Origin of the sequence: Mycobacterium sp. IS-1742, from assembly GCF_001500125.1 — a bacterium.
In the GTDB taxonomy this organism is placed as follows: Bacteria; Actinomycetota; Actinomycetes; order Mycobacteriales; family Mycobacteriaceae; genus Mycobacterium.
Genome location: NZ_LQIV01000001.1, coordinates 138,433 through 162,500, shown reverse-complemented (window position 1 = coordinate 162,500; position 24,068 = coordinate 138,433). Strand labels below are relative to the sequence as shown.

General features: G+C 67.6%; 25 protein-coding genes. 19 read left to right on the top strand and 6 right to left on the bottom strand.

Translation table 11 applies throughout. The features are described 5' to 3' along the window. Nucleotides 1-2: 2 nt before the first annotated feature. Nucleotides 3-455 carry a nitroreductase family deazaflavin-dependent oxidoreductase gene (locus tag AU196_RS00850; RefSeq protein ID WP_059093186.1) on the bottom strand — a complete coding sequence of 151 codons (453 nt, stop codon included), beginning with the start codon at nt 453-455 and terminating at the stop codon, nt 3-5. A 22-nt stretch (nt 456-477) separates the two neighbouring features. On the opposite strand from AU196_RS00850, the gene AU196_RS00845 reads away from it, so the two are divergent. Next, the gene (locus AU196_RS00845; RefSeq protein ID WP_059093185.1) at nt 478-858 is read left to right on the top strand and encodes a DUF8021 domain-containing protein; all 381 of its coding nucleotides are present in this window, start codon (nt 478-480) and stop codon (nt 856-858) included. 4 nt (nt 859-862) lie between these two features. On the opposite strand, the gene AU196_RS00840 is transcribed toward AU196_RS00845, so the two are convergent. Beyond that, nucleotides 863-2,026 (bottom strand): steroid 3-ketoacyl-CoA thiolase, encoded by a 1,164-nt coding sequence (locus AU196_RS00840; RefSeq protein WP_059093184.1) that lies wholly within the window; start codon nt 2,024-2,026, stop codon nt 863-865. A gap of 120 nt (nt 2,027-2,146) precedes the next feature. On the opposite strand from AU196_RS00840, the gene AU196_RS00835 reads away from it, so the two are divergent. The 13 genes from AU196_RS00835 to AU196_RS00775 all read left to right on the top strand — a co-directional run bounded on the left by AU196_RS00835 (nt 2,147) and on the right by AU196_RS00775 (nt 14,356). Beyond that, a complete protein-coding gene (locus AU196_RS00835) occupies nt 2,147-3,406 on the top strand; it encodes a cytochrome P450 (RefSeq protein ID WP_059093183.1) in 1,260 nt (419 codons plus the stop codon). A gap of 30 nt (nt 3,407-3,436) precedes the next feature. Then, a complete protein-coding gene (locus AU196_RS00830) occupies nt 3,437-4,447 on the top strand; it encodes an acyl-CoA dehydrogenase family protein (protein WP_059093182.1) in 1,011 nt (336 codons plus the stop codon). A 2-nt stretch (nt 4,448-4,449) separates the two neighbouring features. Beyond that, a complete protein-coding gene (gene fadE29 / locus AU196_RS00825) occupies nt 4,450-5,613 on the top strand; it encodes an acyl-CoA dehydrogenase FadE29 (RefSeq protein ID WP_059093181.1) in 1,164 nt (387 codons plus the stop codon). Next, a complete protein-coding gene (locus AU196_RS00820; protein ID WP_059093180.1) occupies nt 5,610-6,575 on the top strand; it encodes a bifunctional MaoC family dehydratase N-terminal/OB-fold nucleic acid binding domain-containing protein in 966 nt (321 codons plus the stop codon). Before fadE29 ends, AU196_RS00820 begins: the two co-directional genes overlap by 4 nt. Next, the gene (locus tag AU196_RS00815; RefSeq protein ID WP_059093395.1) at nt 6,572-6,973 is read left to right on the top strand and encodes a MaoC family dehydratase; all 402 of its coding nucleotides are present in this window, start codon (nt 6,572-6,574) and stop codon (nt 6,971-6,973) included. The genes AU196_RS00820 and AU196_RS00815 overlap by 4 nt, the downstream gene beginning before the upstream one ends. Continuing rightward, nucleotides 6,973-8,130, top strand: coding sequence for a 17-hydroxy-3-oxo-4-pregnene-20-carboxyl-CoA lyase (gene ltp2, locus AU196_RS00810; RefSeq protein ID WP_059093179.1), 1,158 nt, complete (start codon nt 6,973-6,975; stop codon nt 8,128-8,130). The genes AU196_RS00815 and ltp2 overlap by 1 nt, the downstream gene beginning before the upstream one ends. A 799-nt stretch (nt 8,131-8,929) precedes the next feature. After that, on the top strand, nt 8,930-9,448 hold the full coding sequence (locus AU196_RS00805; RefSeq protein ID WP_157545903.1) for a hypothetical protein: 519 nt from the start codon (nt 8,930-8,932) through the stop codon (nt 9,446-9,448). A gap of 63 nt (nt 9,449-9,511) precedes the next feature. Next, complete coding sequence (locus AU196_RS25405) at nt 9,512-10,051, top strand: hypothetical protein (RefSeq protein ID WP_157545900.1); 540 nt, start codon at nt 9,512-9,514, stop codon at nt 10,049-10,051. Beyond that, nucleotides 10,051-11,124: an HTTM domain-containing protein gene (locus AU196_RS00795; RefSeq protein ID WP_082695570.1), complete on the top strand. Its 1,074-nt coding sequence runs from the start codon at nt 10,051-10,053 to the stop codon at nt 11,122-11,124. Before AU196_RS25405 ends, AU196_RS00795 begins: the two co-directional genes overlap by 1 nt. A gap of 122 nt (nt 11,125-11,246) precedes the next feature. Further along, nucleotides 11,247-12,392, top strand: coding sequence for a hypothetical protein (locus tag AU196_RS00790; RefSeq protein WP_059093394.1), 1,146 nt, complete (start codon nt 11,247-11,249; stop codon nt 12,390-12,392). Nucleotides 12,393-12,419: 27 nt separating this feature from the next. Then, entirely contained in the window at nt 12,420-13,094 is a 675-nt protein-coding gene (locus tag AU196_RS00785) for a hypothetical protein (protein ID WP_059093175.1), read from the top strand. 50 nt (nt 13,095-13,144) lie between these two features. Beyond that, nucleotides 13,145-13,513 (top strand): nuclear transport factor 2-like protein, encoded by a 369-nt coding sequence (locus AU196_RS00780; protein ID WP_059093174.1) that lies wholly within the window; start codon nt 13,145-13,147, stop codon nt 13,511-13,513. Nucleotides 13,514-13,516: 3 nt separating this feature from the next. Next, the gene (locus tag AU196_RS00775) at nt 13,517-14,356 is read left to right on the top strand and encodes an SDR family NAD(P)-dependent oxidoreductase (protein WP_059093173.1); all 840 of its coding nucleotides are present in this window, start codon (nt 13,517-13,519) and stop codon (nt 14,354-14,356) included. A gap of 53 nt (nt 14,357-14,409) precedes the next feature. Here the strand turns inward: AU196_RS00775 and AU196_RS00770 are convergent, their stop codons facing one another. Genes AU196_RS00770 through kstD form a run of 3 tightly spaced genes read right to left on the bottom strand, consistent with a single transcriptional unit; the run spans nt 14,410 to nt 17,795 of the window. After that, nucleotides 14,410-15,231 carry a MerR family transcriptional regulator gene (locus AU196_RS00770; RefSeq protein ID WP_059093172.1) on the bottom strand — a complete coding sequence of 274 codons (822 nt, stop codon included), beginning with the start codon at nt 15,229-15,231 and terminating at the stop codon, nt 14,410-14,412. A gap of 16 nt (nt 15,232-15,247) precedes the next feature. Further along, entirely contained in the window at nt 15,248-16,108 is an 861-nt protein-coding gene (chsH3, locus tag AU196_RS00765; protein WP_059093171.1) for an enoyl-CoA hydratase ChsH3, read from the bottom strand. A 4-nt stretch (nt 16,109-16,112) separates the two neighbouring features. Next, on the bottom strand, nt 16,113-17,795 hold the full coding sequence (gene kstD, locus AU196_RS00760; protein ID WP_059093393.1) for a 3-oxosteroid 1-dehydrogenase: 1,683 nt from the start codon (nt 17,793-17,795) through the stop codon (nt 16,113-16,115). Nucleotides 17,796-17,869: 74 nt separating this feature from the next. On the opposite strand from kstD, the gene AU196_RS00755 reads away from it, so the two are divergent. From AU196_RS00755 to AU196_RS00735, 5 genes are all read left to right on the top strand, one after another. Further along, nucleotides 17,870-18,655, top strand: a complete 786-nt coding sequence (locus AU196_RS00755) for a 2-keto-4-pentenoate hydratase (protein WP_059093170.1) — start codon at nt 17,870-17,872, stop codon at nt 18,653-18,655. Nucleotides 18,656-18,665: 10 nt separating this feature from the next. Then, a complete protein-coding gene (locus AU196_RS00750; protein ID WP_059093169.1) occupies nt 18,666-19,598 on the top strand; it encodes an acetaldehyde dehydrogenase (acetylating) in 933 nt (310 codons plus the stop codon). Continuing rightward, the gene (gene dmpG, locus AU196_RS00745) at nt 19,595-20,656 is read left to right on the top strand and encodes a 4-hydroxy-2-oxovalerate aldolase (protein ID WP_059093168.1); all 1,062 of its coding nucleotides are present in this window, start codon (nt 19,595-19,597) and stop codon (nt 20,654-20,656) included. Before AU196_RS00750 ends, dmpG begins: the two co-directional genes overlap by 4 nt. An 84-nt stretch (nt 20,657-20,740) precedes the next feature. Further along, the gene (trhA, locus tag AU196_RS00740; protein WP_353647235.1) at nt 20,741-21,391 is read left to right on the top strand and encodes a PAQR family membrane homeostasis protein TrhA; all 651 of its coding nucleotides are present in this window, start codon (nt 20,741-20,743) and stop codon (nt 21,389-21,391) included. 27 nt (nt 21,392-21,418) lie between these two features. Then, the gene (locus tag AU196_RS00735; protein ID WP_059093167.1) at nt 21,419-23,494 is read left to right on the top strand and encodes a RecQ family ATP-dependent DNA helicase; all 2,076 of its coding nucleotides are present in this window, start codon (nt 21,419-21,421) and stop codon (nt 23,492-23,494) included. A 54-nt stretch (nt 23,495-23,548) separates the two neighbouring features. Here the strand turns inward: AU196_RS00735 and AU196_RS00730 are convergent, their stop codons facing one another. Beyond that, nucleotides 23,549-23,953 (bottom strand): hypothetical protein, encoded by a 405-nt coding sequence (locus tag AU196_RS00730; RefSeq protein ID WP_059093166.1) that lies wholly within the window; start codon nt 23,951-23,953, stop codon nt 23,549-23,551. Nucleotides 23,954-24,068: the final 115 nt, after the last annotated feature.

Below are 24,068 nucleotides of genomic sequence, written 5' to 3'. Positions count from 1 at the left end.
CGCTACGGTTCGCAGACGACGATCGGGATCTCCCGGTCGGTCCACGACCGGTAGTTGTCGAAGTCCGGGTACATCTCGGTGAGTCTCGGCCAGTACAGTTCGCGCTCGCCCTCGGTGGCCACCCGGGCGGTCAGCGTCAGCACCTCGTCCTTGATCTGCACCTGCACAGTCGGATTCGCCCGCAGGTTCAGGTACCACATGGGGTGCTTGTCGCTACCGCCGCGGGATGCGACGAGGATGATCCGGGCGCCGTCGCGCAGGAAGATCAGCGGACTGACGCGGGGTTCGCCGGTCTTGCGGCCGATCGTGGTCAACAGCGCCACCGGCGCCTTGCCGAACGAGCCGCCGAGGCGGCCGCCACTGACTTTGTACAGCAACGTGTTTCCGCGCGACATCCACTTGATGAAGAAGTCGGCTGCCGGTGAGTTCAGTCTGCTGGGCGGTGACTTCGGCATGGTGGTCTCCTATGCTCGGTGGATGGACACTGTTTCCGACACCGACCGCATCGCTGCGGCGGACGCCTACGTCGACGCACTCGCCACCCACCGGGCCGACGCCGTGCCGTTCGCGCCGGGCTGCGTGCGGGTCGAGGTCGGACTCAAGACCGGATTCTCCGGAAAACACCTGCGCCGCAGCCTGACCGGTGGACCGCAGTACCGGATCATCGCCGCGACCACCGACCGAACCTTCCGCGTCGTCGGCGACGAGGTCCATGCGACGTTCACGGTCGTCACCAAGGCCAGGGTCGCCGGTCGTCGCGTGGTCGCCCACGTCGACGAGACATTCCTGATCCCGGCGTCCGACGGTCTCATCCACCACATCCGCGCGAGGATCCGGCCCGCAGTGGTACCCGCCTAGCGCCTCAGATCCGCTCGATGATGGTGCCCGTCGACAGGGCCCCGCCCGCGCACATGGTGATCAGCGCGGTCGACTTGTCCGTGCGCTCGAGTTCGTGCAGGGCCGTCGTGATCAGCCGGCTGCCGGTGCTGCCCACCGGGTGACCCAGCGCGATCGCGCCGCCGTTGACGTTGACTCGGTCCATATCCGGTTCGTGCACCCGGGCCCACGACAAGACGACGGAGGCGAACGCCTCGTTGATCTCGACGAGGTCGATGTCGCCGATCTTCATACCGGCCTTCTCGAGCACCTTGGCCGTCGACTGCACCGGGCCGTCGAGGTGGTAGTACGGCTCCGCACCGACCAGCGCCTGGCTGACGATCCGGGCCCGGGGGGTGAGGCCGAGCGCACGGGCTTTGTCCTCGTCCATCCAGAGCACCGCGGCTGCGCCGTCGGAGATCTGCGACGACGTGCCCGCGGTGTGGATGCCGCCCTCCATGACGGGCTTGAGCTGCGACAGTCCCTCCAGGGTGGTGTCGCGCAGGCCCTGGTCCTTGGACACCGGTGCGCGGTCGGAGGTCGGTTGCTTGTTCTCATCGAGCACCGGGGCCACGATCGGGGAGATCTCCCGGTCGAAGCGGTTCTCGGCCCACGCCTGCTTCGCCTTGGCTTGCGAGGCGAAACCGAACTGGTCGATGTCCTCGCGGGTGATGCCACGGCGCTTGGCGATGCGTTCGGCGGCCTCGAACTGGTTGGGCATGTCGATGTCCCACGACTCCGCGCGGATCTTGGACCGATCGGGCCCGGCGTTCGCGCCGAGTCCCACCCGGCTCATCGCCTCGACACCGCACGCGATACCCATGTCGATCGCGCCTGCGGCGATCAGCCCGGCGATCAGGTGGTTGGCCTGCTGGCCGCTGCCGCACTGGCAGTCCACGGTGGTGGCGCCCACGTGATCGGGCAGCCCGGCCGTCAGCCAGGCGACGCGGGTGATGTTGTTCGACTGCTCGCCGTATTGCGTGACGCAGCCGCCGATGACCTGTTCGACGTCCCCCGCGTCCACGCCGGCCTTGTCGACCAGCGCCTTCTGCACCGCGCCGAGAAGTTCGGTCGCGTGCAGGCCCGACAACCATCCGTTCCGCTTGCCGATCGGGCTGCGGGTGGCTTCAACGATGACAGGGTTACCCATTGCGTCAGGCTAGAACACGTTTCATTCGTCTGACAAGCAGCGATGCCGCCGTGCCTTTCATCTGCGGTGGAGCCGTGTTTTACTGACACTAGAACACGTTGCAATTGAGGAGAGCTTTCTATGCCCGGCCCTAACTCGTGCCCCGTCGCCCCGGACTTCGACTTCCTCGACGCGACCCTGAACCTCGAGCGGCTTCCCGTCGAGGAACTCGCCGAACTGCGCAAGTCCGAGCCTATCCACTGGGTCGACGTGCCCGGCGGTACGGGCGGCTTCGGCGACAAGGGCTACTGGCTTGTGACCAAGCATGCCGACGTCAAGGAGGTGTCCAAGCGCAGCGACATCTTCGGCAGTTCCCCCGACGGCGCCATCCCGGTCTGGCCGCAGGACATGACGCGCGACGCGATCGACCTGCAGAAGGCCGTCCTGCTGAACATGGACGCCCCACAGCACACCCGTCTGCGCAAGATCATCTCCCGAGGCTTCACCCCCCGCGCCGTCGGACGGCTCGAGGACGAATTGCGGGCGCGCGCACAGAAGATCGCCGAGACCGCCAAGGCCGAGGGCTCCGGCGACTTCGTCGAACAGGTCTCCTGCGAGTTGCCGCTGCAGGCCATCGCCGAACTGCTCGGTGTGCCGCAGGACGATCGTGACAAGATCTTCCGGTGGTCCAACGAGATGACCGCCGGTGAGGATCCGGAGTACGCCGACGTCGATCCCGCGATGTCGTCGTTCGAGTTGATCCAGTACGCGATGAAGATGGCCGAGGAGCGGGCCAAGAACCCCACCGAGGACATCGTCACCAAGCTCATCGAGGCCGACATCGACGGTGAGAAGCTCTCCGACGACGAGTTCGGCTTCTTCGTCGTGATGCTCGCGGTGGCCGGCAACGAGACCACCCGCAACTCGATCACCCACGGCATGATCGCCTTCTCGCAGAACCCCGAACAGTGGGAGCTCTACAAGAAGGAGCGGCCGGAGACCGCCGCCGACGAGATCGTCCGCTGGGCCACCCCGGTCTCGGCGTTCCAACGCACCGCCCTCGAGGACACCGAACTCGGCGGCGTGAAGATCAAGAAGGGCGAGCGGGTGGTGATGTCCTACCGCTCGGCCAACTTCGACGACGAGGTGTTCGAGAACCCGCACTCGTTCGACATCATGCGAAACCCCAACCCGCACGTCGGGTTCGGCGGTACCGGCGCCCACTACTGCATCGGCGCCAACCTGGCCAAGATGACCATCAACCTCATCTTCAACGCCGTCGCCGACCACATGCCGGACCTCAAGCCGATCGGTGATCCGGAACGGCTGAAGTCGGGCTGGCTCAACGGCATCAAGCACTGGCAGGTGGACTACACCGGCAAGTGCCCCGTCAGCCACTGACGCCGACTACCGGGATCAAGGAGGATTCGGGTGGATTTCAGTCCAGACGAAGGGCAGCAGGCTGTCGCCGATGTGGTGACGTCGGTGCTCGAGCGCGACAACAGCTGGGAAGCTCTGGTTTCCGGGGGCGTCACGGCGCTCGGAGTGCCCGAGCGCCTCGGCGGTGACGGAGTCGGGTTGGCCGAACTCGCCACCGCGTTGACGGAGATCGGCAGGCACGGCACCATCAGCCCGGCGCTCGCCACGCTCGGCCTCGGGCTCGTACCGATACTCGACCTCGCGTCCGAGGCCCAGCAGGACCGCTACCTGGCGGGTGTGGCCGAGGGTGCGATCCTGACCGCGGCGCTCAACGAACCGGGCGCGGCGCTGCCCGACCGGCCGGCGACAGGACTGTCCGGCGGACGCCTCAACGGCACCAAGGTCGGCGTCCCGTATGCCGGTGCGGCGGAGTGGATTCTGGTCAGCACCGACAGTGGTGTCGCGGTGGTCTCGGCGTCCGCCGACGGTGTACAGATCACCGAGACACCGACGTCGAACGGCGGGGACGAAGCGGCGGTCACCTTCTCCGACGTCGCGGTCGACGACGCCGATGTGCTCGCCTCCGGACTGGAGGCGGTCCACCGCGCGAATGCGCTGGCACTGGCCGCGACCGGAGCGTTCGCCGCCGGCCTGGTGGCCGGCGCGCTGCGATTGACCGCGGACTACGTCGCCAACCGGCATCAGTTCGGACGCCCGCTGTCGACGTTCCAGACCGTGGCCGCCCAGCTCGCCGAGGTGTACATCGCCTCCCGCACACTGGATCTGGCAGCCACGTCGGTGGTCTGGCGGCTGGCCGAGGGGCGGGACGCCGACGACGACCTCGAGGTGCTCGGCTACTGGCTGACCTCGCAGGCGCCGCCGGTCATGCAGACCTGCCACCACCTGCACGGCGGTATGGGTATGGACATCACCTATCCGATGGACCGCTATTACTCGACCATCAAGGACCTGTCCCGGTTGCTGGGTGGCCCGTCGCATCGCCTGGATCTGGTGGGAGCCTGAGCATGTTCATCGACCTGACCCCCGAGCAGCGGCAACTGCAGGCCGAACTGCGGCAGTACTTCTCCACCTTGATCTCCCCCGAGGAGCGGGAGGCGATGGAGACCGACCGCCACAACGAGGCGTACCGCGCGGTGATCAAGCGGATGGGCTCAGACGGCAAGCTCGGCGTCGGCTGGCCGAAGGAGTTCGGCGGCTTGGGTTTCGGCCCCGTCGAGCAGTCGATCTTCGTCAACGAGGCCGCCCGCGCCGACGTCCCGCTGCCCGCGGTCACACTGCAGACAGTCGGTCCGACGCTGCAGGTGTACGGCACCGAGGCGCAGAAGAAGAAATTCCTGCCCGCCATCCTCGCCGGCGAGGTGCACTTCGCGATCGGCTACTCCGAGCCCGAGGCGGGCACCGATCTCGCGTCGCTGCGGACCTCGGCGGTGCGGCACGGCGACGAGTACATCGTCAACGGCCAGAAGATCTGGACCACCGGTGCCCACGACGCGGACTACATCTGGCTGGCGGTCCGCACCGACCCGGAAGCCGCCAAGCACAAGGGAATCTCGATCCTGATCGTCGACACCAAGGATCCCGGATACTCATGGACGCCGATCATCCTGTCCGACGGCGCCCACCACACCAACGCCAGCTACTACAACGACGTCCACGTCCCCGCCGACATGCTCGTCGGTGAGGAGAACGCCGGCTGGAAGCTGATCACCACCCAGCTCAACCACGAGCGTGTCATGCTCGGCCCGGCGGGCAAGGTCGCCGGTATCTACGACCGCGTGCACGCGTGGGCGTCGAAGCCGGGGTCGAACGGCGTGACACCTCTCGAGAACGACAACGTCCGACGGGCGCTCGGCGAGATCCGCGCGGTCTGGCGGATCAACGAACTGCTCAACTGGCAGGTCGCCGCGGCGGGGGAGACCATCGCGGTCGCCGACGCCGCCGCCACGAAAGTCTTTTCGACAGAACGCATTCAGCGGATCGGCCGGCTCGCCGAGGAGATCGTCGGCAGCTACGGCAACCCCGCCGAACCCGACACCGCCGAACTGCTGCGATGGTTGGACAGTCAGACCAAGCGCAACCTCGTCATCACGTTCGGCGGCGGGGTCAACGAGGTGATGCGCGAGATGATCGCCGCATCGGGCCTGAAGGTGCCGAGGGTTCCCAGGTGAGCGCGGACCTGCAGTCGGGCATCGAGAAGATCAAGGCGGCGGGCAGGAGCGAACCGCGCGCCGGCCGGGATCCGGTGAATCAGCCGATGATCCACCACTGGGTGGACGCCATCGGGGACAAGAACCCGATCTACGTCGACGAGGAGGCGGCCAAGGCCGCCGGGCACCCCGGCATCGTGGCACCGCCGGCGATGATCCAGGTGTGGACGATGGGCGGACTGGGGGCGGGCCGCTCAGAGGACGATCCGCTGTCGAAGATGATGAAGCTCTTCGACGACGCGGGTTATGTCGGGGTGGTCGCGACCAACTGCGAGCAGACCTACCACCGGTATCTGCAGCCGGGCGAAGAGGTCACCATCCACGCCGAGATCACCGACGTGGTGGGGCCCAAGCAGACCGCGCTGGGTGAGGGTTTCTTCATCAATCAGTTGATCACGTGGTCGGTTCCCAACGGCGCCTCCGGTGACGAGATGGTCGCCGAGATGAACTGGCGCATCATGAAGTTCATGCCTCGCGCCGAGGACAAGCCGGCGGTGCCCGACGATCTGGATCCGGACAAGCTGATGCGGCCCGCGTCGTCCAAGGACACCCAGTTCTTCTGGGATGGCGTCAACGCTCACGAGTTGCGGATCCAACGTCGCCCCGACGGCACGCTGCAGCACCCGCCGGTACCCGCACTGTGGCAGCCCGCCGAGGCAGCGGTCGACTATGTCGTCTCCTCCGGCAACGGCACCGTCTACAGCTATGTCGTGCACCATGCGCCGAAGGTGCCCGGCCGTAGCCTGCCGTTCGTCGTCGCCCTCGTCGAGCTGGAGGAAGGTGTTCGGATGCTCGGTGAGCTGCGTGGCGTCGACCCCAGCGAAGTGCAGATCGGAATGCCGGTGCGCGCAACGTATATCGACTTCCCGGACAGTGATGTGAGCCCCGCGTGGACGCTGTATGCATGGGAGCCGGCGGCATGAGCGCACCCACCGCGGAGGTCGGCACCACGCTGCCCGAGCTCCAGATCCACGGCGATCCCACGTTCATCGTGTCCACGGCGATCGCCACCCGCGACTACCAGGACGTCCACCACGACCGGGACAAGGCGCAGGCGAAGGGGTCCAAGGACATCTTCGTCAACATCCTCACCGACACCGGTCTGGTGCAGCGTTACCTGACCGACTGGGCGGGCCCTGCGGCGCGTATCAAGTCAATCGGCCTGCGCCTGGGAGTCCCGTGGTACGCCTACGACACGATCACGTTCACGGGTGAGGTGACCGCCGTCGACGGCCGCGTCGCCACCGTGAAGGTGGTCGGCGCCAACAGTCTCGGCAACCACGTGATCGCCACGGCGACACTCGAACTGGGGGACCGCTGATGCTCTCCGGCAAGGCCGCGATCGCGGGTATCGGCGCGACCGACTTCTCCAAGAACTCGGGCCGCAGTGAGCTTCGACTCGCCGCGGAGGCGGTGCTCGACGCGCTGGACGACGCCGGCCTGAGGCCGTCGGATGTCGACGGCTTGGTGACCTTCACCATGGACTCGAACCTGGAGACCGCCGTCGCGCGCTCCACCGGAATCGGCGACCTGACGTTCTTCAGCCAGATCGGTTACGGCGGAGGGGCCGCGGCGGCCACCGTGCAGCAGGCGGCGCTGGCCGTCGCGACCGGTGTCGCGGAGGTGGTGGTGGCCTACCGCGCCTTCAACGAGCGCTCCGGGCACCGCTTCGGCCAGGTGATGACCGGTCTGACGGTCAACGCCGACTCCCGCGGCGTCGAGTACAGCTGGTCCTACCCGCACGGTCTGAGCACGCCGGCCGCATCGGTGGCCATGATCGCCCAGCGCTACATGCACGAATTCGGGGCCACCAGCGCCGATTTCGGCGTGGTCTCGGTGGCTGATCGCAAGCACGCCGCGAACAACCCGAAGGCGCACTTCTACGGCAAGCCCATCACCATCGAGGACCACCAGAACTCGCGGTGGATCGCCGAGCCGCTGCGGCTGCTCGACTGCTGTCAGGAGACCGACGGCGGCGTCGCGATCGTGGTGACCACCCCGGAGCGGGCCAAGGATCTCAAGCACCGGCCGGCGGTCATCGAGGCGGCCGCGCAGGCCGCAGGCTCCGACCAGTTCACCATGTACTCGTACTACCGCGAGGAACTGGGACTTCCGGAGATGGGCCTCGTCGGGCACCAACTGTGGGAGCAGAGCGGCCTGTCGCCCGCCGACATCCAGACCGCGGTCCTCTACGACCACTTCACGCCGTACACCCTGATCCAGCTCGAGGAGCTGGGCTTCTGCGGTCGAGGTGAGGCGAAGGACTTCATCGCCGGCGGCGCGATCGAGATCGGTGGGCGGCTGCCGGTCAACACCCACGGCGGCCAGCTCGGCGAGGCATACATCCACGGGATGAACGGCATTGCCGAAGGGGTGCGCCAGCTGCGCGGCACGTCGGTGAACCAGGTTCCCGACGTCGAGCACGTGCTCGTCACCGCGGGCACAGGTGTGCCGACCTCGGGATTGATCCTCGGCTGAAGTTCTCGCCGGCGATCGACCCAGCTCACCACGCAGACCCTGTTGGCATCGCTCGATGGTGTGCTGGCGAACAATCGCACGTCGACGGTGTTGCCCACTGGCCAACCGCCGGTGCCTGTCGGCTCCTCCGGTCCTGCGCGTGTCCCTCTCTGTCAGCGCCGCAGCGCGCTGTGTCCGACGCTCGACGTCGGGTCAAGTCGGACGTGACCGTTCGCGATGGCGGTCCGAGCGCTCCGAAGTTTTGCCAGATCAGCGACCGTAGTCTGAGTCAAGCCTGAGAGCGGACCTCTACCTGCATTTGTTCCGACGCAACTTCCGCGAAAATAACCTGGCTATTTGTGCCGGTAATTCGCTAGATCTGCGCTAGCTTGTTGCAAGCCGGTATGCGCACAGCGTTGTATCGGGAGCCACCCAGCGGAGGTCGCGCAACCAAGGCCGGGGACAGCAGGAGTTCGTCGGTGGACGTTGCGTCGGGGGCAGGGGCTCACGGCGGTGATGAAGCCGACCCACTGAACGACGGGGAGGTGTGAGCTGGCGTACGTCGAAGATTTTGCTCAGCGAGCGTTACCGGGGTGCACATGAGGCGTCTCACCCGCGAACGAGCCCGTCCAGTGGTCTCATCGCGCAGCGTCACCCCTTGAAAGCCAGGTCGCGTCAGACGTAGTGGCGACCACCTCACACAGCGAGTGCGTCAGCCAGCATCGGCATTGCGGGCAGAGCCCGCCCACGACCCCTCTCGCCTCACCGAATTACCAGCAGCAGAGACCTTCGCTGCCCTGATCAGCTCAAGGAAGCCACCATGTCCGAAACACAAACTGAAACCTCCGTTGAAACCGCGCCCACCGGCCGGCACCGTTCTCCGCGGGGCAGCGCCGCGACACGCTGGCGCAGGCCGGCCAGAGTCGCAGCGGCGACGATCTTCGTCGCCTGCCTGGCCCTCGGATTCGGTCTGCAACCGATGAACCGCGCCCCCGAGGGAGGCCTGTCCTACGAACTCACCAGCGGTGGCTGCTCGACTGCCACCACGCAGGAACGTTCTCTCGCGGACCCGTCACCGTCGTCGTGGTTCACCAACATCCGGCGGTGTGAAGCCGCCGAACGCCCCGCATCGTTGTGGAACCACTTCACCAGCGAGATCGAGGCCGCTTCTGACCGATTCCACGGATTTCTTCACCACGTCCTGCGCAAGTTGAGGTTCTTCTTCCACTGGCATCACGGGCACGGTGGCGGCGGCAACAACGGCCAGAACGGCAACAACGGCGACAACGGCGACAACGGCAACAACGGAAACCAAAGCCTGGCATTCGTCGTCTCGTAGCGGTGCGCCCGTGCTGGAGCGCTGAAGAACCTTCAGTGCTCCAGCACCTTCCTCGGAGGCAAGATGAAACGGAACGAAAAAACCCGCGCACGAGCGCATTTCGACGAGACGCCGTTGGGTCAAGTCCTGATAAGTGGTCTGGTGATCCTCATCATCACGACCGGCGTCGTGTGGAACCTCCCCAGCGCCGCCCTCACCCGCCCGATCACTCCTGCGCTCGGTCCCGTAGCGGGATCCACTGGTCTACAGCAGGGTTGGGGAATGTTTGCGCCGAATCCTTATCGACGGCGCAAAGATCTCGAGGTTCACGTCACCATGGCCGACGGCACCGAACGCGTCTGGGAGGTGCATAGGGGCGACAGAATCATCGGATCTTTCGTCTGGACCCATTGGCAACAACTGGCGAACCAGGCCATCGACAACCCTCGCGTTCGAGCGAGATTCGCGTCCTGGGTGGTGCGTGACGTGACTCGTCCGGGTGAGCGAGCCGTCCGAGTCAGGATGATCTCGCGGATCGAAGATCTCGCTCCGCCGGGTGACGCAACGCCACAGGACGTCGTGGTCAAAACGGTGTACGACAGGCGAATTGCGAGGATGCCCTGATGAGGGCTGGTAGCGGTGGACTTCGCGGACCGGCGAGTTTGATCGCCTCATGGCGACGGTTCTGGTTCGAGCCGGAACCCGCTTATCCGCTAGGTCTCGTGAGGATGGCGTTCGGTGCCGTTGCCGTCGCGTGGACGCTGGCTCTCGCACCGGATCTGTTCGAGCTTTTCGGTGAACAAGGCGCGGTGGCCAGCCCGTCGTGGGATTACCGGTGGAGTGTCCTCGAGGTGCTGAACACCAACCAGGCTCTGGTCGCCGTTTGGATCTCGCTGCTGCTGTCGGCGCTGGCGTTGACGGTCGGCTGGCACAGCCGAGTGGCCGCCGTCATCGTCTTCATCCTCATGCAGTCGTTCATCAATCGCGGACGCGCAGTATTCAATGCCGGCGATGTCCTGCTGAGCATCGAAGCGCTCTTCATTGCGCTATCGGCTTGTGGCGCGGCCATATCGCTCGACCAGCGTCGGAGAGTCCGTTCCTTCTGGTCGGCGCAGGTACGCGCACCGTGGGCGATTCGCTTGTTGCAGATCCAGCTCTCACTCATCTACCTCGCCACGGTCCAGGAGAAGCTCACCGGAGAGACTTGGCTGCGGGGCACGGCGGTTTCGTTCGCGTGGCGTGCGGATCAACAGTGGGCGATTCTCCCCGCTCCCGACTGGATCGCGAACAACGCCATGCTTGTGAACGTCGCGAGCTGGGCCACCTTGGTCATCGAACTGGCGATAGCCGTTCTGGTGTGGAACAGCCGGTGGCGGCCCTGGGTGCTGTCACTCGGGGTGCTGTTGCACTTGGCGATACTGGTGAACCTCAACGTCGGATTCTTCAGCTTTGCCGTCTTCATCCTGTACCTGGCCTTCGTCCCGTATGACACAGTGCGGCGGCTTCCCGAGACGGTCCGCCGGCAGTGCGGTGACATCGTCGGCACACTCCATGCGCTTCGGGCGAGGCGTGCCGATCCTTCGATTGCACAGCCGGTAGCCCCCACCGCGGAGAAGGTCGTCGGCGAGCTCAACGGCATCAATGAGGATGGCCTCGATGTTGCGGTGCGGTCGGACGCCAGATCGTCGCTGAGTTAGGGCCGCGACTCGCGCGACGGTCGCGGGATGTGTCCGCGGGTTTGGTGCTGTCTCCTCGGTGTCACCACCGGTAGAGTTTGCTGACGAAGATGTCGTGACCGCGGATACAGGGGGCCGTGCGCGTGGGAATCATGCCGGACAGCAGCCCGTACGGCTCGCAGACCGTGACGGGTCCCGGATGGCCGAACGTCGACGAGGAGACCCTCGCGGCCACCGCCGCCTCCTACGAGGCGCTTGCGGCGAAGCTCAGCGGATCCGTCGTACCGCAGCAGCAGGGCCAGTTGATGAAGCTCTCCGACGCCTGGGAGGGCGGCGGCGCCGACGCCAGGGCGGGGGAGGCGAGCACGATCATCGGCGGGCACGAGGCGAACGCAGCCCATGCCGCGGCGATCGCCGCCAAGCTGCGGGAGATGGAGGTCGCCGTGGTCCGCACCAAGACGATGGTGAACACGATCGCCCAGGAGACGCAGCACGAATGTGAGGCGATCCAGGCGCTGCCGTTCAGCAATACCCAGCAGCTGGTCCAGAGCCGCATCAAGATGGGTTTGTCCCAGAACATCGCGCAGGTCACGGCCAGTTCGACCGAATTGGCCAACACCTTCGGCGTCCCGCCGAGCATCCCCACCCCCGGCGTCCCGCCGACGGTTCCCGGCCAGCAGGCCGCCCAGGACGCCGCCAAGGGAGCGGGTCAGGCGGGTGGGCAGGGGTCCCAGCAGGGCATGCAGATGATGACGCAGATGGCGTCGATGGCCGGACAGTTGCCCCAGCAGTTCGGTCAGATGATCACCCAGGCGCCGCAACAGCTGATGCAGCCGCTGCAACAGTTGTCCCAGCCGCTGCAGCAACTCACGTCGATGTTCGGCCAGGGCGGCAAGGCCGATTCCCTGGGCGCAGCCGGGCTGCCGTTCTCGTCGTTCTCGAACCATCCGCTGGCAGGCGGGTCGGGGGCGGGCGGGGGCAGCGGGATGATGCGTGCGGCGTCGTTGCCAGGGTCAGGCGGAGTGTCGGCGCAGACGCCGCTGATGGCCGGGCTGGTCGGGACCAATGCGGTCTCCGTCGCGCCCGCCGAGCCGGTCGTCGCGGGGTCGGCGGCCGTCGGTGGTGTGGCCCCGGTCGCCGCGGGGGCCACCGGCGGGATGGGTGGCATGGGTGCGCCGATGGGCATGATGGGCGGCCGCGGTACGAGCGGTGGCAGCACGACGGCCGGGCTGGCCGCACCGGCGCCGCTCGAGTATGACCTCGACGAGGACGTCGACGATGAGTGGTGACACGCGTGCGGGAGGAGTCGACAGCTGATGGATCCGCTGAAGAAACCCGAGGGCATCTCGTGGGACGCGGCGACGGTGGAACTACCGGAGATGCCGATGGTGCCGCCGGGCCAGGATGCGATGAGTGCCACCATTTCCGCGGTGCTTCCGACGCTCGCCGCTCCACTGATGGCGAATGTCACTGCGCTGCAGGCGAAGGAGGGCATGTTCTCCGGCAAGCTGGTCACCGCGCAGTCGGCCTACCAGAACGCCGACGATTCCGGGGGGCAGGCCGTCGGCCAGATCACCGGCATGCTGGGGCAACTCGGGCAGATGGGCGGCCAGGCCGCGAGCTCGGCGGGTCAGGCCGGCGGCGGAGGTCAGGGCGGCGGAATGTTCGGGTCGCTCATGCAGCAGGCGATGCAGGCCGCCCAGCAATTCGGCGGACAGGGCGGTGGTGCCCAGACCGCCGGCGGGCCACCGCCACCTGCGCCGGCCGCGCCTGCGCAACCGCCGCAGCCCCCCCACGCACAGTACGCCCGTGAGAGTGAACCCGAGCCCGGCGACGAGACGAAGCGCGAGGAGGAGCAGCGGACACCGCTTCTGCACGCCGAGGGCGCGGGACCGAGCGAGGAGCAGTCGAACGCCGGCCCGGCGCCCGTCGCGCCGCAGACCCCGGCGACGGAGGCCGAGATCGAGGACCTCGCCCGCCGGATGCTGTAGCCGTGATTCCGGCTTGACCCTCCCCTCAGGGGAGACTCCACGCTGGGGTCATGACAGGAAACAGAAGCAGTGAGGGCATCCGGACGTCGTGGGGCGAGCTCCCCGCCGTCATCAGGACCTATCTCGTCGCGGAACGAGACCTGGACGCGGACAGGGCGATCACGACGTTCACCCCCGACGCCGAGGTGACCGACGAGGGCGTCACCCACCGCGGACGGGATGAGATCGCGGCGTGGCTCGGCAAGGCGGGCAGCCAGTACACGTACACGACCGAGTTCGACCACTCCACCATGGCCGGTGCGGCCCACGCCGACGTGGTGCAGCACCTGGAAGGCGACTTCCCCGGCGGAGTCGCCGACCTGCACTACCGGTTCACCCTCGACGGTGAACTGATCAGCCGTCTGGTGATCGAGCCCTGAGCCATGACGAGGAACTGGTTCATCACCGGCGGGACGCCGGGTGGGTTCGGGATGGCCTTCGCCGAGGCCGCGCTCGAGGTCGGCGACCGCGTGGTGCTCACCGCACGGCGGCCCGCCGAATTGGACACGTGGGCACGAACACACGGTGACCGCGTGCTCGTTGTGCCGTTGGACGTCACCGACGCCGCACAGGTGCGGGACGCGGTAGCGGCGGCCGAGGACTTCGGCGGCATCGACGTACTGGTCAACAACGCCGGACGCGGGTGGTACGGGTCCGTCGAAGGCATGAGCGATCGGGACGTCCGCGGGATGTTCGAGCTGAACTTCTTCTCGGTGGTCGCGGTCATCCGCGCGGCGTTACCCGGTATGCGCGCCAGGGGCAGTGGGTGGATCGTCAACGTGTCGTCGGTCGCGGGGCTCCACGGGGTCGCCGGCTTCGGGTTTTACAGCGCAACGAAATTCGCGCTCGAAGGTCTCACCGAGGTGCTACGGGACGAGGTTTCGCCGTTCGGGATCCGCGTGTTGGCGGTGGAGCCCGGCGCGTTCCGCACCCGCGCCTACGCCGGTTTCGCCGACGAGCCCGTCGACGAAGCGATCCCGGACTACCACCCGATGCTCGAGGAGGTCCGGGCGGCCATGATTGCCCAGAACGGTTCCCAGCCGGGGGACCCGCAACGCGGCGCGCGGGCGGTGATCTCGGCCATGGCCCAGGATCCGCCGCCGCACCGGCTCGTCCTCGGCGGCGACGGGTTCGATGTCGCGGTGGCGACGCTCGAACAGACGCTGACCGACCTCCGCCGCAACGAAGCGCTGTCCCGCGGCGCCGACTTCTCGGCCCGGTGAACATCAGGCCATCCGTCGAACGTGTCCTCGCCGCTCGCGACCGAGGGCGCTCGTCACCCCTCGGTGAGCGGGGTGAGCCGGAACACCGGCCAGCCGATCTCCGTCCGCCACTCCTGCGGGTCGTCGGTGTCACGCGGGCCCACCCGGTAGATCTCCTGGATCGGGCCGTCGACGGCCAGGGCGTGGTCGACCACCCAGGCGCCGAGCCGGCCGTAGGTGACGTCGATGTCGTCGTGCCGCCCGGGATGCACGGCGACAGCGAGATCGGCGGGCGGCAAGTCGAGAACCTCGATCCGTCCCGACGGACGCGGGTCGCGGACCGGACGGAAGACGGTGAACGCACCGGCGCCCTCGGTGAACAGTTCGTTGGCGTAATGCCCGCCGGGCGGACCCGTGCGCTCCACCGGTGCGAACTCCTCGTCCAACTCCGCCATCGCGGCGTCGTACCAGGCCAGTGATTCCTCGAGGGTGATATGCCCGCTGATCGCTGCGACGGTGCGGGCCGGCACCGACCGCATCTCGACTGCGGTGTCGGCGGGATCGGGATGCAGAAGCCGGCGAAGCGAGACGACGGCGGCCCGGGTCCGGTCGAGCTCGGCCTCGAGGCGCTTCAGATGACTGGCGATCACGTCGGCCCGGTGTTCTGGATCCCCGCTCGCCAGAATGGATTTGACCTCGGCCAGAGGTACGTCGAGCTGACGCAGCTTCTGGATGACCTGCGCGGTGGGGATCTGTTCGGAGGTGTAGTAGCGGTAGCCGGTGAAGCGGTCGACGGTGGCGGGCTCCAGGAGTCCGGCCTCGTGGTAGCGGCGAAGCGTGCGCACGCTCAGGTGCGTCACGGTCGCGAATTCTCCGATCGACAGTCCGGGACGCATGGCTGGATGCCTGACCCTAGGCCGGTTTCAGCTCCACACCCGAGAGTGCCACGGCGTTGTCGCGGCTCGGCGCGGTGATCGTCGCGAGGAGTGTGTCGTTCTCTTTCCACACATTGGCGCGCAGCGTCTCGCCCGGGAACACCACACCCGCGAATCGGGCGCCGTAGGAACTCACCCGTGCGACGTCACCGTCGAGGAACTCGTCCACGATCGCCTTGCACGCGATGCCGTAGGTGCACAGTCCGTGCAGGATCGGCCGCGGAAAACCTGCTGCCGCAGCGAAATCCGGGTCGGAGTGCAGGGGGTTACGGTCGCCGCACAGCCGGTACAGCAGGGCCTGCTGCGGCAGGATCGGCAGGTCGATCTCGGCGTCGGGTGCGCGGTCCGGCGGTTCGGCCGACGTCGACGGTCCGCGCTCACCGCCGAAACCGCCCTCCCCGCGGGCGAAGATCGAGCGCTTCTGCGTCCACAGCAGTGTTCCGTCGGGGTCGGTGACCGTGGTCTCCGACCAGATGACCGCGGCCTTGCCCTTGTCCCAGATGTCGGTGAACCGGGTGACCGCAATCCCGGTGCCCGACGGGGGGATCGGCCCCGGAACGGTCACCGCCTCGCTGGCGTGCAGCACCTTGGACAGTTCGATGTCGATGCCGGGGAACTGCACCGACGGCGGCTCGGTCATGTGGAAGCTCTGCGCCACATTGCCGAACGTGGGCAGCACCTGCGGGGTGTTGTCCACCAGGTACCGCAGCTCACGCTTGTCCATCGGGTCGACGCCCGCACCCAGCCCGAGGTGGTAGAGCTGGACATCGCTGCTCGTCCACGAGAACTCGGCGGGGGGGAGTTCGGCGCCCAGCGCCTCGTCCACATTGATCGGCATGGCTTCAGCCCTTCCCGGCCAGGTGGAGCGCCGCGAGATATCCGAACGTCATCGCGGGACCGATCGTCCCGCCCGGACCCGGGTACGTGTGACCCATGACCGGTGAGCTGACGTTGCCTGCCGCATAGAGACCCTCGATCACCGACCCGTCGTCGCGCAGGGCTCGGCCGTGCACGTCGGTGCGCACACCGCCCTTGGTGCCGAGATCGCCCGGCACCATCTTCGCCGCGTAGAACGGTCCGTGACTGATCTCGCCGAGGTTCGGATTCGGCTTGTTCGTCGGGTCGCCGTAGTAGCGGTCGTAGGCACTCTCACCGCGGTGGAAGTCCTCGTCGGTGCCCGACCGCGCAAACCCGTTGAAGCGCTCGATCGTCCCGGCGAGCGCATCGGCGGGCAGTCCGGCCTTATCGGCCAGCTCGGCCAGGGTGTCGGCCTTGACGATCACGCCCGACTCCAGCCACTTGCTCGGAATCCGTTGTCCCGGCTGCAATCCGGCGAATATATAGCGGTCGCGGTACTGCTGATCGAAGATCAGCCAGGCCGGGATGTTCTCACCCGGACCGGGACCCTGCCCGTACTGGCCGCCGTACATGTGGTGACACGCCTCGACATACGGCATCGACTCGTTCATGAACCGCTTACCGGACATGTTCACGATGATCGATCCGGGGGAGTTGCGTTCGGACAGCGCGAACCAGGGCGAGCCGACCAGCGGCACCGTCGGGCCCCACCACGCGTCCTCCATCAATTCCAGCGCAGCGCCCAGCTTCTCGGCGGCCAGGATGCCGTCCCCGGTGTTGGCCTTGGCCCCGACCGTCCATTCCGTCGTGATCGGTGCGCGCTGGTACTTGACCCGCATCTGTTCGTTCTGCTCGAAACCGCCCGATCCCAGGATCACGCCTCGGCGGGCGCGGATCAGACGCGGCTCGGCCCCGCCTCCGTCCCGGGCATCAACGACATAGATCCCGCGCACCACGCCGTCCTCGACGTAGAGATCGGTCAACGCGGTGTTGAGCAGCACCGGCACCCCGGCTTCGCGCAAGCCGATCCGCAGCGGGGCGATCAGCGCGCGGCCCATCCCGACGAGGTTCTTGCCGGTGGCCTTGGCCCATGTCGCGCGCATTCCCACCTTGAGGCTGCGCAGCACGCCGCGCGGGTGGCGCTTCAGCTGGTTCAGCCGGACATAGTCCTGCTGCATGACCACCATGTTCATCGGGACCTTGCCGTACGGCGGTTCGAGACCGGGCAGATCCTCCCCGAGTTTCTTGGCGTCGAACGGTTTGGGCTCCACCGAGCGCCCGGTGGGCTTGCCGCCGGGGGTCTCCGGGTAGTAGTCGGAGTAACCCGGCACCCAGCACAGCTTCAGCGGCGAGTGCTCGAGCACGAACGAGAGCATCTCCGGTCCGCGGTCGAGATAGGTGTCGATGCGCTCCGGGGCGACGACGTCGCCGATGATCGCGCGCAGGTATTGCCGGGCCGCCTCCGGGGTGTCCTTGACCCCGTCGCGCTTGAGGATCTCGTTGTTCGGGATCCATACGCCACCACCTGACCGCGCAGTGGAACCCCCATAGTGCGGAGCCTTCTCAACGACTATCGTCGAGAGACCCTGGTGAGCTGCGGTGAGGGCGGCGACCATGCCGGCGGCACCGCTGCCCACCACGATGACGTCGTACTCCTGTCCGGTCATGTAGAACACGTTATAGAATTGCGCGGCCGACCCACAACTGTGCCGGTCGACGAAACGAGGGGACTTCACTGAAAATGCTCAGTTCCGCGGTCCGTGAGCAGCTTGCCGCCGATCTCGCCCAAGCCGAGCGCAGCCGGGTGCCGATGAAGCCCCTCACCGACGCCCACCCCGACATCGACGTCGTCGACGCCTACGAGATCCAGCTGATCAACATCCGCCAGAAGGTCGCCGAAGGCGCCCGGGTGATCGGCCACAAGGTCGGCCTCTCCTCGGAGGCCATGCAGAAGATGATGGGTGTCGACGAACCCGATTACGGCCATCTGCTCGACGAGATGCAGGTGTACGAGGACAAGCCGGTCAAGAGCGCCAACTACCTCTACCCCCGCGTCGAGGTCGAGGTCGGTTTCATCCTCGCCGACGATCTGCCGGGTGCGGGCTGCACCGAGGAGGACGTGCTCGCGGCCACCGCGGCCTTCGCCCCCGCGATCGAGTTGATCGACACCCGGATCACCGACTGGAAGATCAAACTCTGCGACACGATCGCCGACAACGCCTCGTCCGCGGGGTGGGTGCTCGGCGAGGCGCGGGTGTCGCCCAAGGACATAGATATCAAGTCGATCGACGCCGTGCTGACCAACAACGGTGAGACGGTGGCCGAGGGCCGCAGCGATGCGGTGCTGGGCAATCCGGTCACCGCGGTGGCGTGGTTGGCCCGCAAGGTCGAGAGTTTCGGTGTCCGCCTCAAGGCCGGCGACATCGTGCTGCCCGGCTCGTGCACACGTGCGATAGATGCACCTCCCGGGAGCCATTTCGTGGCCGACTTCGCCGGGTTAGGTTCAGTACAGCTCAGTTTCGAATAGGGAGAGTCATATGCCGGGGAAGCTTCAAGTCGCGATCGTCGGGTCCGGCAACATCAGCACCGATCTGCTCTACAAACTGCAGCGCTCGGAGTACCTCGAACCGCGTTGGATGATCGGCATCGACCCCGAGTCTGAAGGGCTCGCGCGCGCACGCAAACTCGGCCTGGAGACCTCGCACGAGGGCGTGGACTGGCTGCTGGCCCAGGACGAGAAGCCCGATCTGGTGTTCGAGGCGACCAGCGCCTACGTGCACCGGGCGGCGGCACCGCGCTACGAGGAGGCGGGGATCCGCGCCATCGACCTCACCCCGGCGGCGGTGGGCCCGGCGGTGATCCCGCCGGCCAACCTGCGTGAGCATCTCGACGCGCCGAACGTCAACATGATCACGTGCGGTGGGCAGGCCACCATCCCGATCGTCTACGCCGTCGCCCGCGCGGTCACCGAACAGGGCGGCACCGTGCCCTACGCCGAGATCGTCGCCTCGGTGTCGTCGAGTTCGGCGGGGCCCGGCACCAGGGCCAACATCGACGAGTTCACCAAGACGACGAGCAAGGGCGTGGAGACGATCGGGGGTGCGCGGCGCGGCAAGGCGATCATCATCCTCAACCCCGCCGATCCGCCGATGATCATGCGCGACACCATCTTCTGCGCCATCCCCGAGGACGCCGACCGCGACGCGATCGCCCAGTCGATCCGCGACGTCGTCGCCGAGGTGCAGACGTACGTGCCCGGCTACCGCCTGCTCAACGACCCGCAGTTCGACGACCCGTCGATCAACTCTGGCGGGCAGGCCGTGGTGACCACATTCGTGGAGGTCGAAGGCGCAGGCGACTACCTGCCGCCGTACGCGGGCAACCTCGACATCATGACCGCGGCAGCGGCCAAGGTCGGCGAGGAGATCGCAAAGGAATCCCTCTCTCTGGCAGGAGGTGCACAGGCATGAGCACCCAGGACATCTACTTCAACCCGATCTGGGACGTCCGGATGACGGACACGTCGCTGCGTGACGGTTCGCACCACAAGCGCCACCAGTTCACCAAAGACGAGGTGGGGGCCATCGTCGCCGCACTCGACGCCGCGGGCGTGCCGGTGATCGAGGTGACGCACGGTGACGGCCTCGGCGGGTCGAGCTTCAACTACGGGTTCTCGAAAACCCCTGAGCAGGAACTGATCAAGCTCGCGGCCGAGACCGCCAAGGAAGCCAAGATCGCCTTTCTCATGCTGCCCGGCGTGGGCACCAAGGAGGACATCAAGGAGGCGCAGAACAACGGCGGGTCCATCTGCCGCATCGCGACCCACTGCACCGAGGCCGACGTGTCCATCCAGCACTTCGGTCTGGCTCGCGAGCTCGGCCTGGAAACCGTCGGCTTCCTGATGATGAGCCACACCATCCCGCCCGAGAAGCTCGCAGAACAGGCCCGCATCATGGCCGACGCCGGATGCCAGTGCGTCTACGTCGTCGACTCCGCGGGCGCGCTGGTGCTCGAGGGTGTGCGCGACCGGGTCGCCGCACTCGTCGCCGAACTGGGCTCGGATGCTCAAGTCGGTTTCCACGGCCACGAGAATCTCGGTCTGGGCGTGGCCAATTCGATCGAGGCGGTACGTGCCGGGGCCAAGCAGATCGACGGATCGTGCCGCCGCTTCGGCGCCGGGGCGGGCAACGCGCCGGTCGAGGCGCTGATCGGGGTCTTCGACAAGATCGGCGTCAAGACCGGCATCGACTTCTTCGACATCGCCGACGCGGCCGAGGAAGTCGTCGCGCCGGCGATGCCCGCCGAGTGCCTGTTGGACCGCAACGCCCTCATCATGGGCTACTCGGGTGTCTACTCGAGCTTCCTCAAGCACGCCATCCGCCAGTCCGAACGCTACGGGGTCCCCGCACACCAGCTGTTGCACCGGGCCGGTCAGCGCAAGCTCATCGGCGGCCAGGAGGACCAACTCATCGACATCGCGCTGGAGATCAAACGCGAGATGGACAGCGGCGAGCCTGTCGCCCGCTGACGGCGGCCTCCCGGCGGTAGGCTGTGCAGCGCCGACGCCAACCGCGAGGGGTGCTGCGACATCGGAGCTGTTCTGAACGACCGGGTGCGCGTGATCGTCCGTCCGCGGGCGCGCGGTCTCATCCATCTCGTATCGGCTTTCTTCGCGGTCGTGGCCTGCGCGGCCCTGGTGCCGGCGGCATGGGCGGGCACGGGTTCGTCACGGGCCGGGTGGGCCGCGCTGATCTACGCCACCGCGATCGTCGCCATGTTCACCGTCAGCGCGGTGTATCACCGGGTCCGCTGGACGTCACCGGTGGCCGAGAAGTGGATGATGCGGCTCGACCACTCGGTGATCTTCGTGTTCATCGCCGCCACATACACCCCGTTCGCGGTGCTGGCGCTGCCTCCGGACATCGGGCTGCGGGCCTTGATCATCGTGTGGACCGGCGCCGCCGCCGGCGTCGCGCTCAAGATGATGTGGCCGTCATCGCCGCGATGGGTGGGCGTACCCCTCTACTTGATGCTCGGCTACGTGGCGGTGCTGTTCGCCGAGGCGCTCCTGATCGGCGCGGGATTCGCCGTCGTCGCGCTGCTGGTGGCCGGCGCGGCGCTCTACACCGTCGGCGCCGTCTTCTACGGCGCCCGTTGGCCCAATCCGTGGCCGGACACCTTCGCCCACCACGAGTTCTTCCACGCGTTCACCGCGGCGGCGGCGGTCTGCCACTTCGCCGCCATCTGGCTCGTCGTTCAGTAGTCGGACCCGCCAGGCACGATAGGGCACATGCCGACTCGTGACGAAGCCCAGGCGCTGCTCGAACAGCTCGCCGGACCGCAGGCGACCCTGCGCGAGGACCAGTGGACCGCGATCGAGGCGCTCGTGGTCCATCGCCGCCAGGCTCTCGTGGTGCAGCGCACGGGCTGGGGTAAGTCGGCGGTGTACTTCATCTCCGCCAAACTGCTGCGGGCGGCGGGCCGCGGGCCCACGGTCATCGTCTCCCCGCTACTGGCGTTGATGCGCAACCAGGTCGCCGCCGCCGAGCGGGCCGGCGTGCGGGCGGCCACCATCAACTCCGGCAACGTCACCGAGTGGGAGGACATCCACGCCAGGGTGCAGGGCGGCGACCTCGACGTCCTGCTGGTCAGTCCCGAACGGCTCAACAACCCCGACTTCCGGGACAGTGTGCTGCCCGCGCTGGCGGCCGACGCCGGTCTGGTCGTGGTGGACGAGGCGCACTGCGTGTCGGACTGGGGGCACGACTTCCGTCCCGACTACCGCAGGATCCGCACCCTGATCGCGGAGTTGGGTCAGGACATCCCGGTGTTGGCCACCACTGCCACCGCGAACGATCGCGTGGTCGACGACGTGGCCGCCCAGCTCGGTGTGGGCGGGCGCGACACACTCGTGCTGCGCGGCGGGCTCGACCGCGAATCCCTCCGGCTCTCCGTGGTCCAGGCGGGAAACCCCGCGCAGCGGGCCGCGTGGATCGCCGCGCACATCGGTGACCTGCCGGGTTCGGGCATCGTCTACACACTCACCGTCGCCCAGGCCCACGACATCGCGGCGCTGCTGCGCGAACACGGTCACCCCGTCGCGGCCTATACGGGCTCCAACGATCCGGCCGAGCGCGAACAACTCGAGGCCGACCTGCTGGCCAACCGGGTCAAGGCGCTGGTCGCCACCTCGGCGCTCGGCATGGGATTCGACAAACCCGACCTCGGCTTCGTGGTGCATCTCGGGGCACCGTCCTCACCGATCGCCTACTACCAGCAGGTCGGGCGTGCCGGCCGCGCCACGTCGAGCGCCGAGGTGGTTCTGCTGCCCGGCCGCGAGGACCAGGAGGTCTGGCGCTATTTCGCCTCGGTCGCGTTCCCGTCGGAAGCGATGGTGCGCAACGTGATCGACGTACTCGAGACGGACCGGCCGCAGTCCACGCCCGCGCTCGAGCCGCTCGTCGACCTCAACCGCAGCCGGCTGGAGATGGTGCTCAAGGTGCTCGATGTGGACGGGGCGGTCCGGCGGGTCAAGGGCGGCTGGGTCAGCACCGGTCAGCCGTGGAGCTATGACGAACCCCGCTACCGCAAACTCGACGAGGCGCGGCGCCGCGAACAGCAGGCGATGCTCGACTACCAGAGCACCGAGGGGTGCCGGATGGCGTTCCTGCGCCGCCAACTCGACGATCCGGACCTGCGCGAAGGCGACCGGTGCGGCCGGTGCGACAACTGCACCGGCACCCGACTGTCCGGCGAGGTGGACGCGGCCGCGGCGGAGGACACCCGTGAGCGGCTGATGCGTCCCGGCGTCGAGCTCAGCCCGCGCAAGCAGTGGCCGTCCGGGCTGGGCAAGTTGGGGCTCGACCTCAGCGGCCGCATTCACGACGGCCCCGCGACCGGCCGGGTGATCGGCAGGCTCACCGATCTGGGGTGGGGCGCGCGGTTGCGCAAGCTGCTCGACGAACCCGACGCGGAGGTCTCCGACGACGTGGTCCGCGCCGCCATCGACGTGCTGGCCGCATGGGACTGGCAGCAGCGTCCGGTCGCCGTGCTGGCGATGGACTCCGGCACCCGTCCGATGCTGATCCGGTCGCTGGCGCGCCGGCTGGCCGAACTCGGTCGGCTCACCGACCTCGGCACCCTGCAATACCGCTCGGGACGACGGCCGGTGACGGCGGCGAACTCCGCGTACCGGGTTGCGGCTCTTGTGAATTCGTGGGAGACGCCGACGCTGGACGTGTCCGGTCCGGTACTGCTCGTCGACGATCTCGCCGACACCGGGTGGACCCTGACGATGGCGGCGCGGGTGGTCCGCGCGGCCGGGGCGCCCGCAGTGCTGCCGTTCGCGCTCGCCGCGGTCAGCTGACCGACAGCAGACAGCCGCCCTGCGTGGACGCAGGGCGGCTGCCCGTCGAGCTGTCTATCGGGGAAGCGGGACGAACAGGCCGTCGTTGACCCACACACCCCACGCCGTCACGGCCGGGTTGAACACGACCCGCAGCGGCTCGGTCACACCGGGGATGCCCGGTGGCAGCCAGACCGTGGGGATGCCGAAGTAGGCCGGATCGTCCCAGTGGCCCGGCGGCACCCCGTAGAGCGGGTTCGGCGCGACGCCCACTGCCGGGTCCTTCATCACCTGCCCAGGCGGTCCGAACGGGTTGTGCCCCGGCGGGTCGCCGGGAAGCCACACGTCGTCGCCGGGCACCGGCGGGTTCGGCTTGGGACCGTTCGGTTCGGCCTGCGCAACCCCGGTGCCGAGTCCCATGGCGGCGAAGCCCAGCGCACCGGCCATCGCGGACGTGGCCGCGAGTGTCTTGATCTTCATGGATGAACTCCTCCTTGACGGCACCACTCGGGGCGGCGCGCGTCGACTCGTTGTTCACATCCGACCGTCGACGTTCGACGGTTCGGTTCCGAAGACCCCCCTGACGCCGATCCAG

Bases quoted from the DNA above. Each gene is read 5' to 3' on its own strand.
- AU196_RS00850 (WP_059093186.1), bottom strand. From the start codon at position 455: ATGCCGAAGTCACCGCCCAGCAGACTGAACTCACCGGCAGCCGACTTC.
- AU196_RS00845 (WP_059093185.1), top strand. From the start codon at position 478: ATGGACACTGTTTCCGACACCGACCGCATCGCTGCGGCGGACGCCTAC.
- AU196_RS00840 (WP_059093184.1), bottom strand. From the start codon at position 2,026: ATGGGTAACCCTGTCATCGTTGAAGCCACCCGCAGCCCGATCGGCAAG.
- AU196_RS00835 (WP_059093183.1), top strand. From the start codon at position 2,147: ATGCCCGGCCCTAACTCGTGCCCCGTCGCCCCGGACTTCGACTTCCTC.
- fadE29 (WP_059093181.1), top strand. From the start codon at position 4,450: ATGTTCATCGACCTGACCCCCGAGCAGCGGCAACTGCAGGCCGAACTG.
- AU196_RS00815 (WP_059093395.1), top strand. From the start codon at position 6,572: ATGAGCGCACCCACCGCGGAGGTCGGCACCACGCTGCCCGAGCTCCAG.
- ltp2 (WP_059093179.1), top strand. From the start codon at position 6,973: ATGCTCTCCGGCAAGGCCGCGATCGCGGGTATCGGCGCGACCGACTTC.
- AU196_RS00805 (WP_157545903.1), top strand. From the start codon at position 8,930: ATGTCCGAAACACAAACTGAAACCTCCGTTGAAACCGCGCCCACCGGC.
- AU196_RS25405 (WP_157545900.1), top strand. From the start codon at position 9,512: ATGAAACGGAACGAAAAAACCCGCGCACGAGCGCATTTCGACGAGACG.
- AU196_RS00795 (WP_082695570.1), top strand. From the start codon at position 10,051: ATGAGGGCTGGTAGCGGTGGACTTCGCGGACCGGCGAGTTTGATCGCC.
- AU196_RS00785 (WP_059093175.1), top strand. From the start codon at position 12,420: ATGGATCCGCTGAAGAAACCCGAGGGCATCTCGTGGGACGCGGCGACG.
- AU196_RS00780 (WP_059093174.1), top strand. From the start codon at position 13,145: ATGACAGGAAACAGAAGCAGTGAGGGCATCCGGACGTCGTGGGGCGAG.
- AU196_RS00775 (WP_059093173.1), top strand. From the start codon at position 13,517: ATGACGAGGAACTGGTTCATCACCGGCGGGACGCCGGGTGGGTTCGGG.
- AU196_RS00770 (WP_059093172.1), bottom strand. From the start codon at position 15,231: ATGCGTCCCGGACTGTCGATCGGAGAATTCGCGACCGTGACGCACCTG.
- chsH3 (WP_059093171.1), bottom strand. From the start codon at position 16,108: ATGCCGATCAATGTGGACGAGGCGCTGGGCGCCGAACTCCCCCCCGCC.
- kstD (WP_059093393.1), bottom strand. From the start codon at position 17,795: ATGACCGGACAGGAGTACGACGTCATCGTGGTGGGCAGCGGTGCCGCC.
- AU196_RS00755 (WP_059093170.1), top strand. From the start codon at position 17,870: ATGCTCAGTTCCGCGGTCCGTGAGCAGCTTGCCGCCGATCTCGCCCAA.
- AU196_RS00750 (WP_059093169.1), top strand. From the start codon at position 18,666: ATGCCGGGGAAGCTTCAAGTCGCGATCGTCGGGTCCGGCAACATCAGC.
- dmpG (WP_059093168.1), top strand. From the start codon at position 19,595: ATGAGCACCCAGGACATCTACTTCAACCCGATCTGGGACGTCCGGATG.
- AU196_RS00735 (WP_059093167.1), top strand. From the start codon at position 21,419: ATGCCGACTCGTGACGAAGCCCAGGCGCTGCTCGAACAGCTCGCCGGA.
- AU196_RS00730 (WP_059093166.1), bottom strand. From the start codon at position 23,953: ATGAAGATCAAGACACTCGCGGCCACGTCCGCGATGGCCGGTGCGCTG.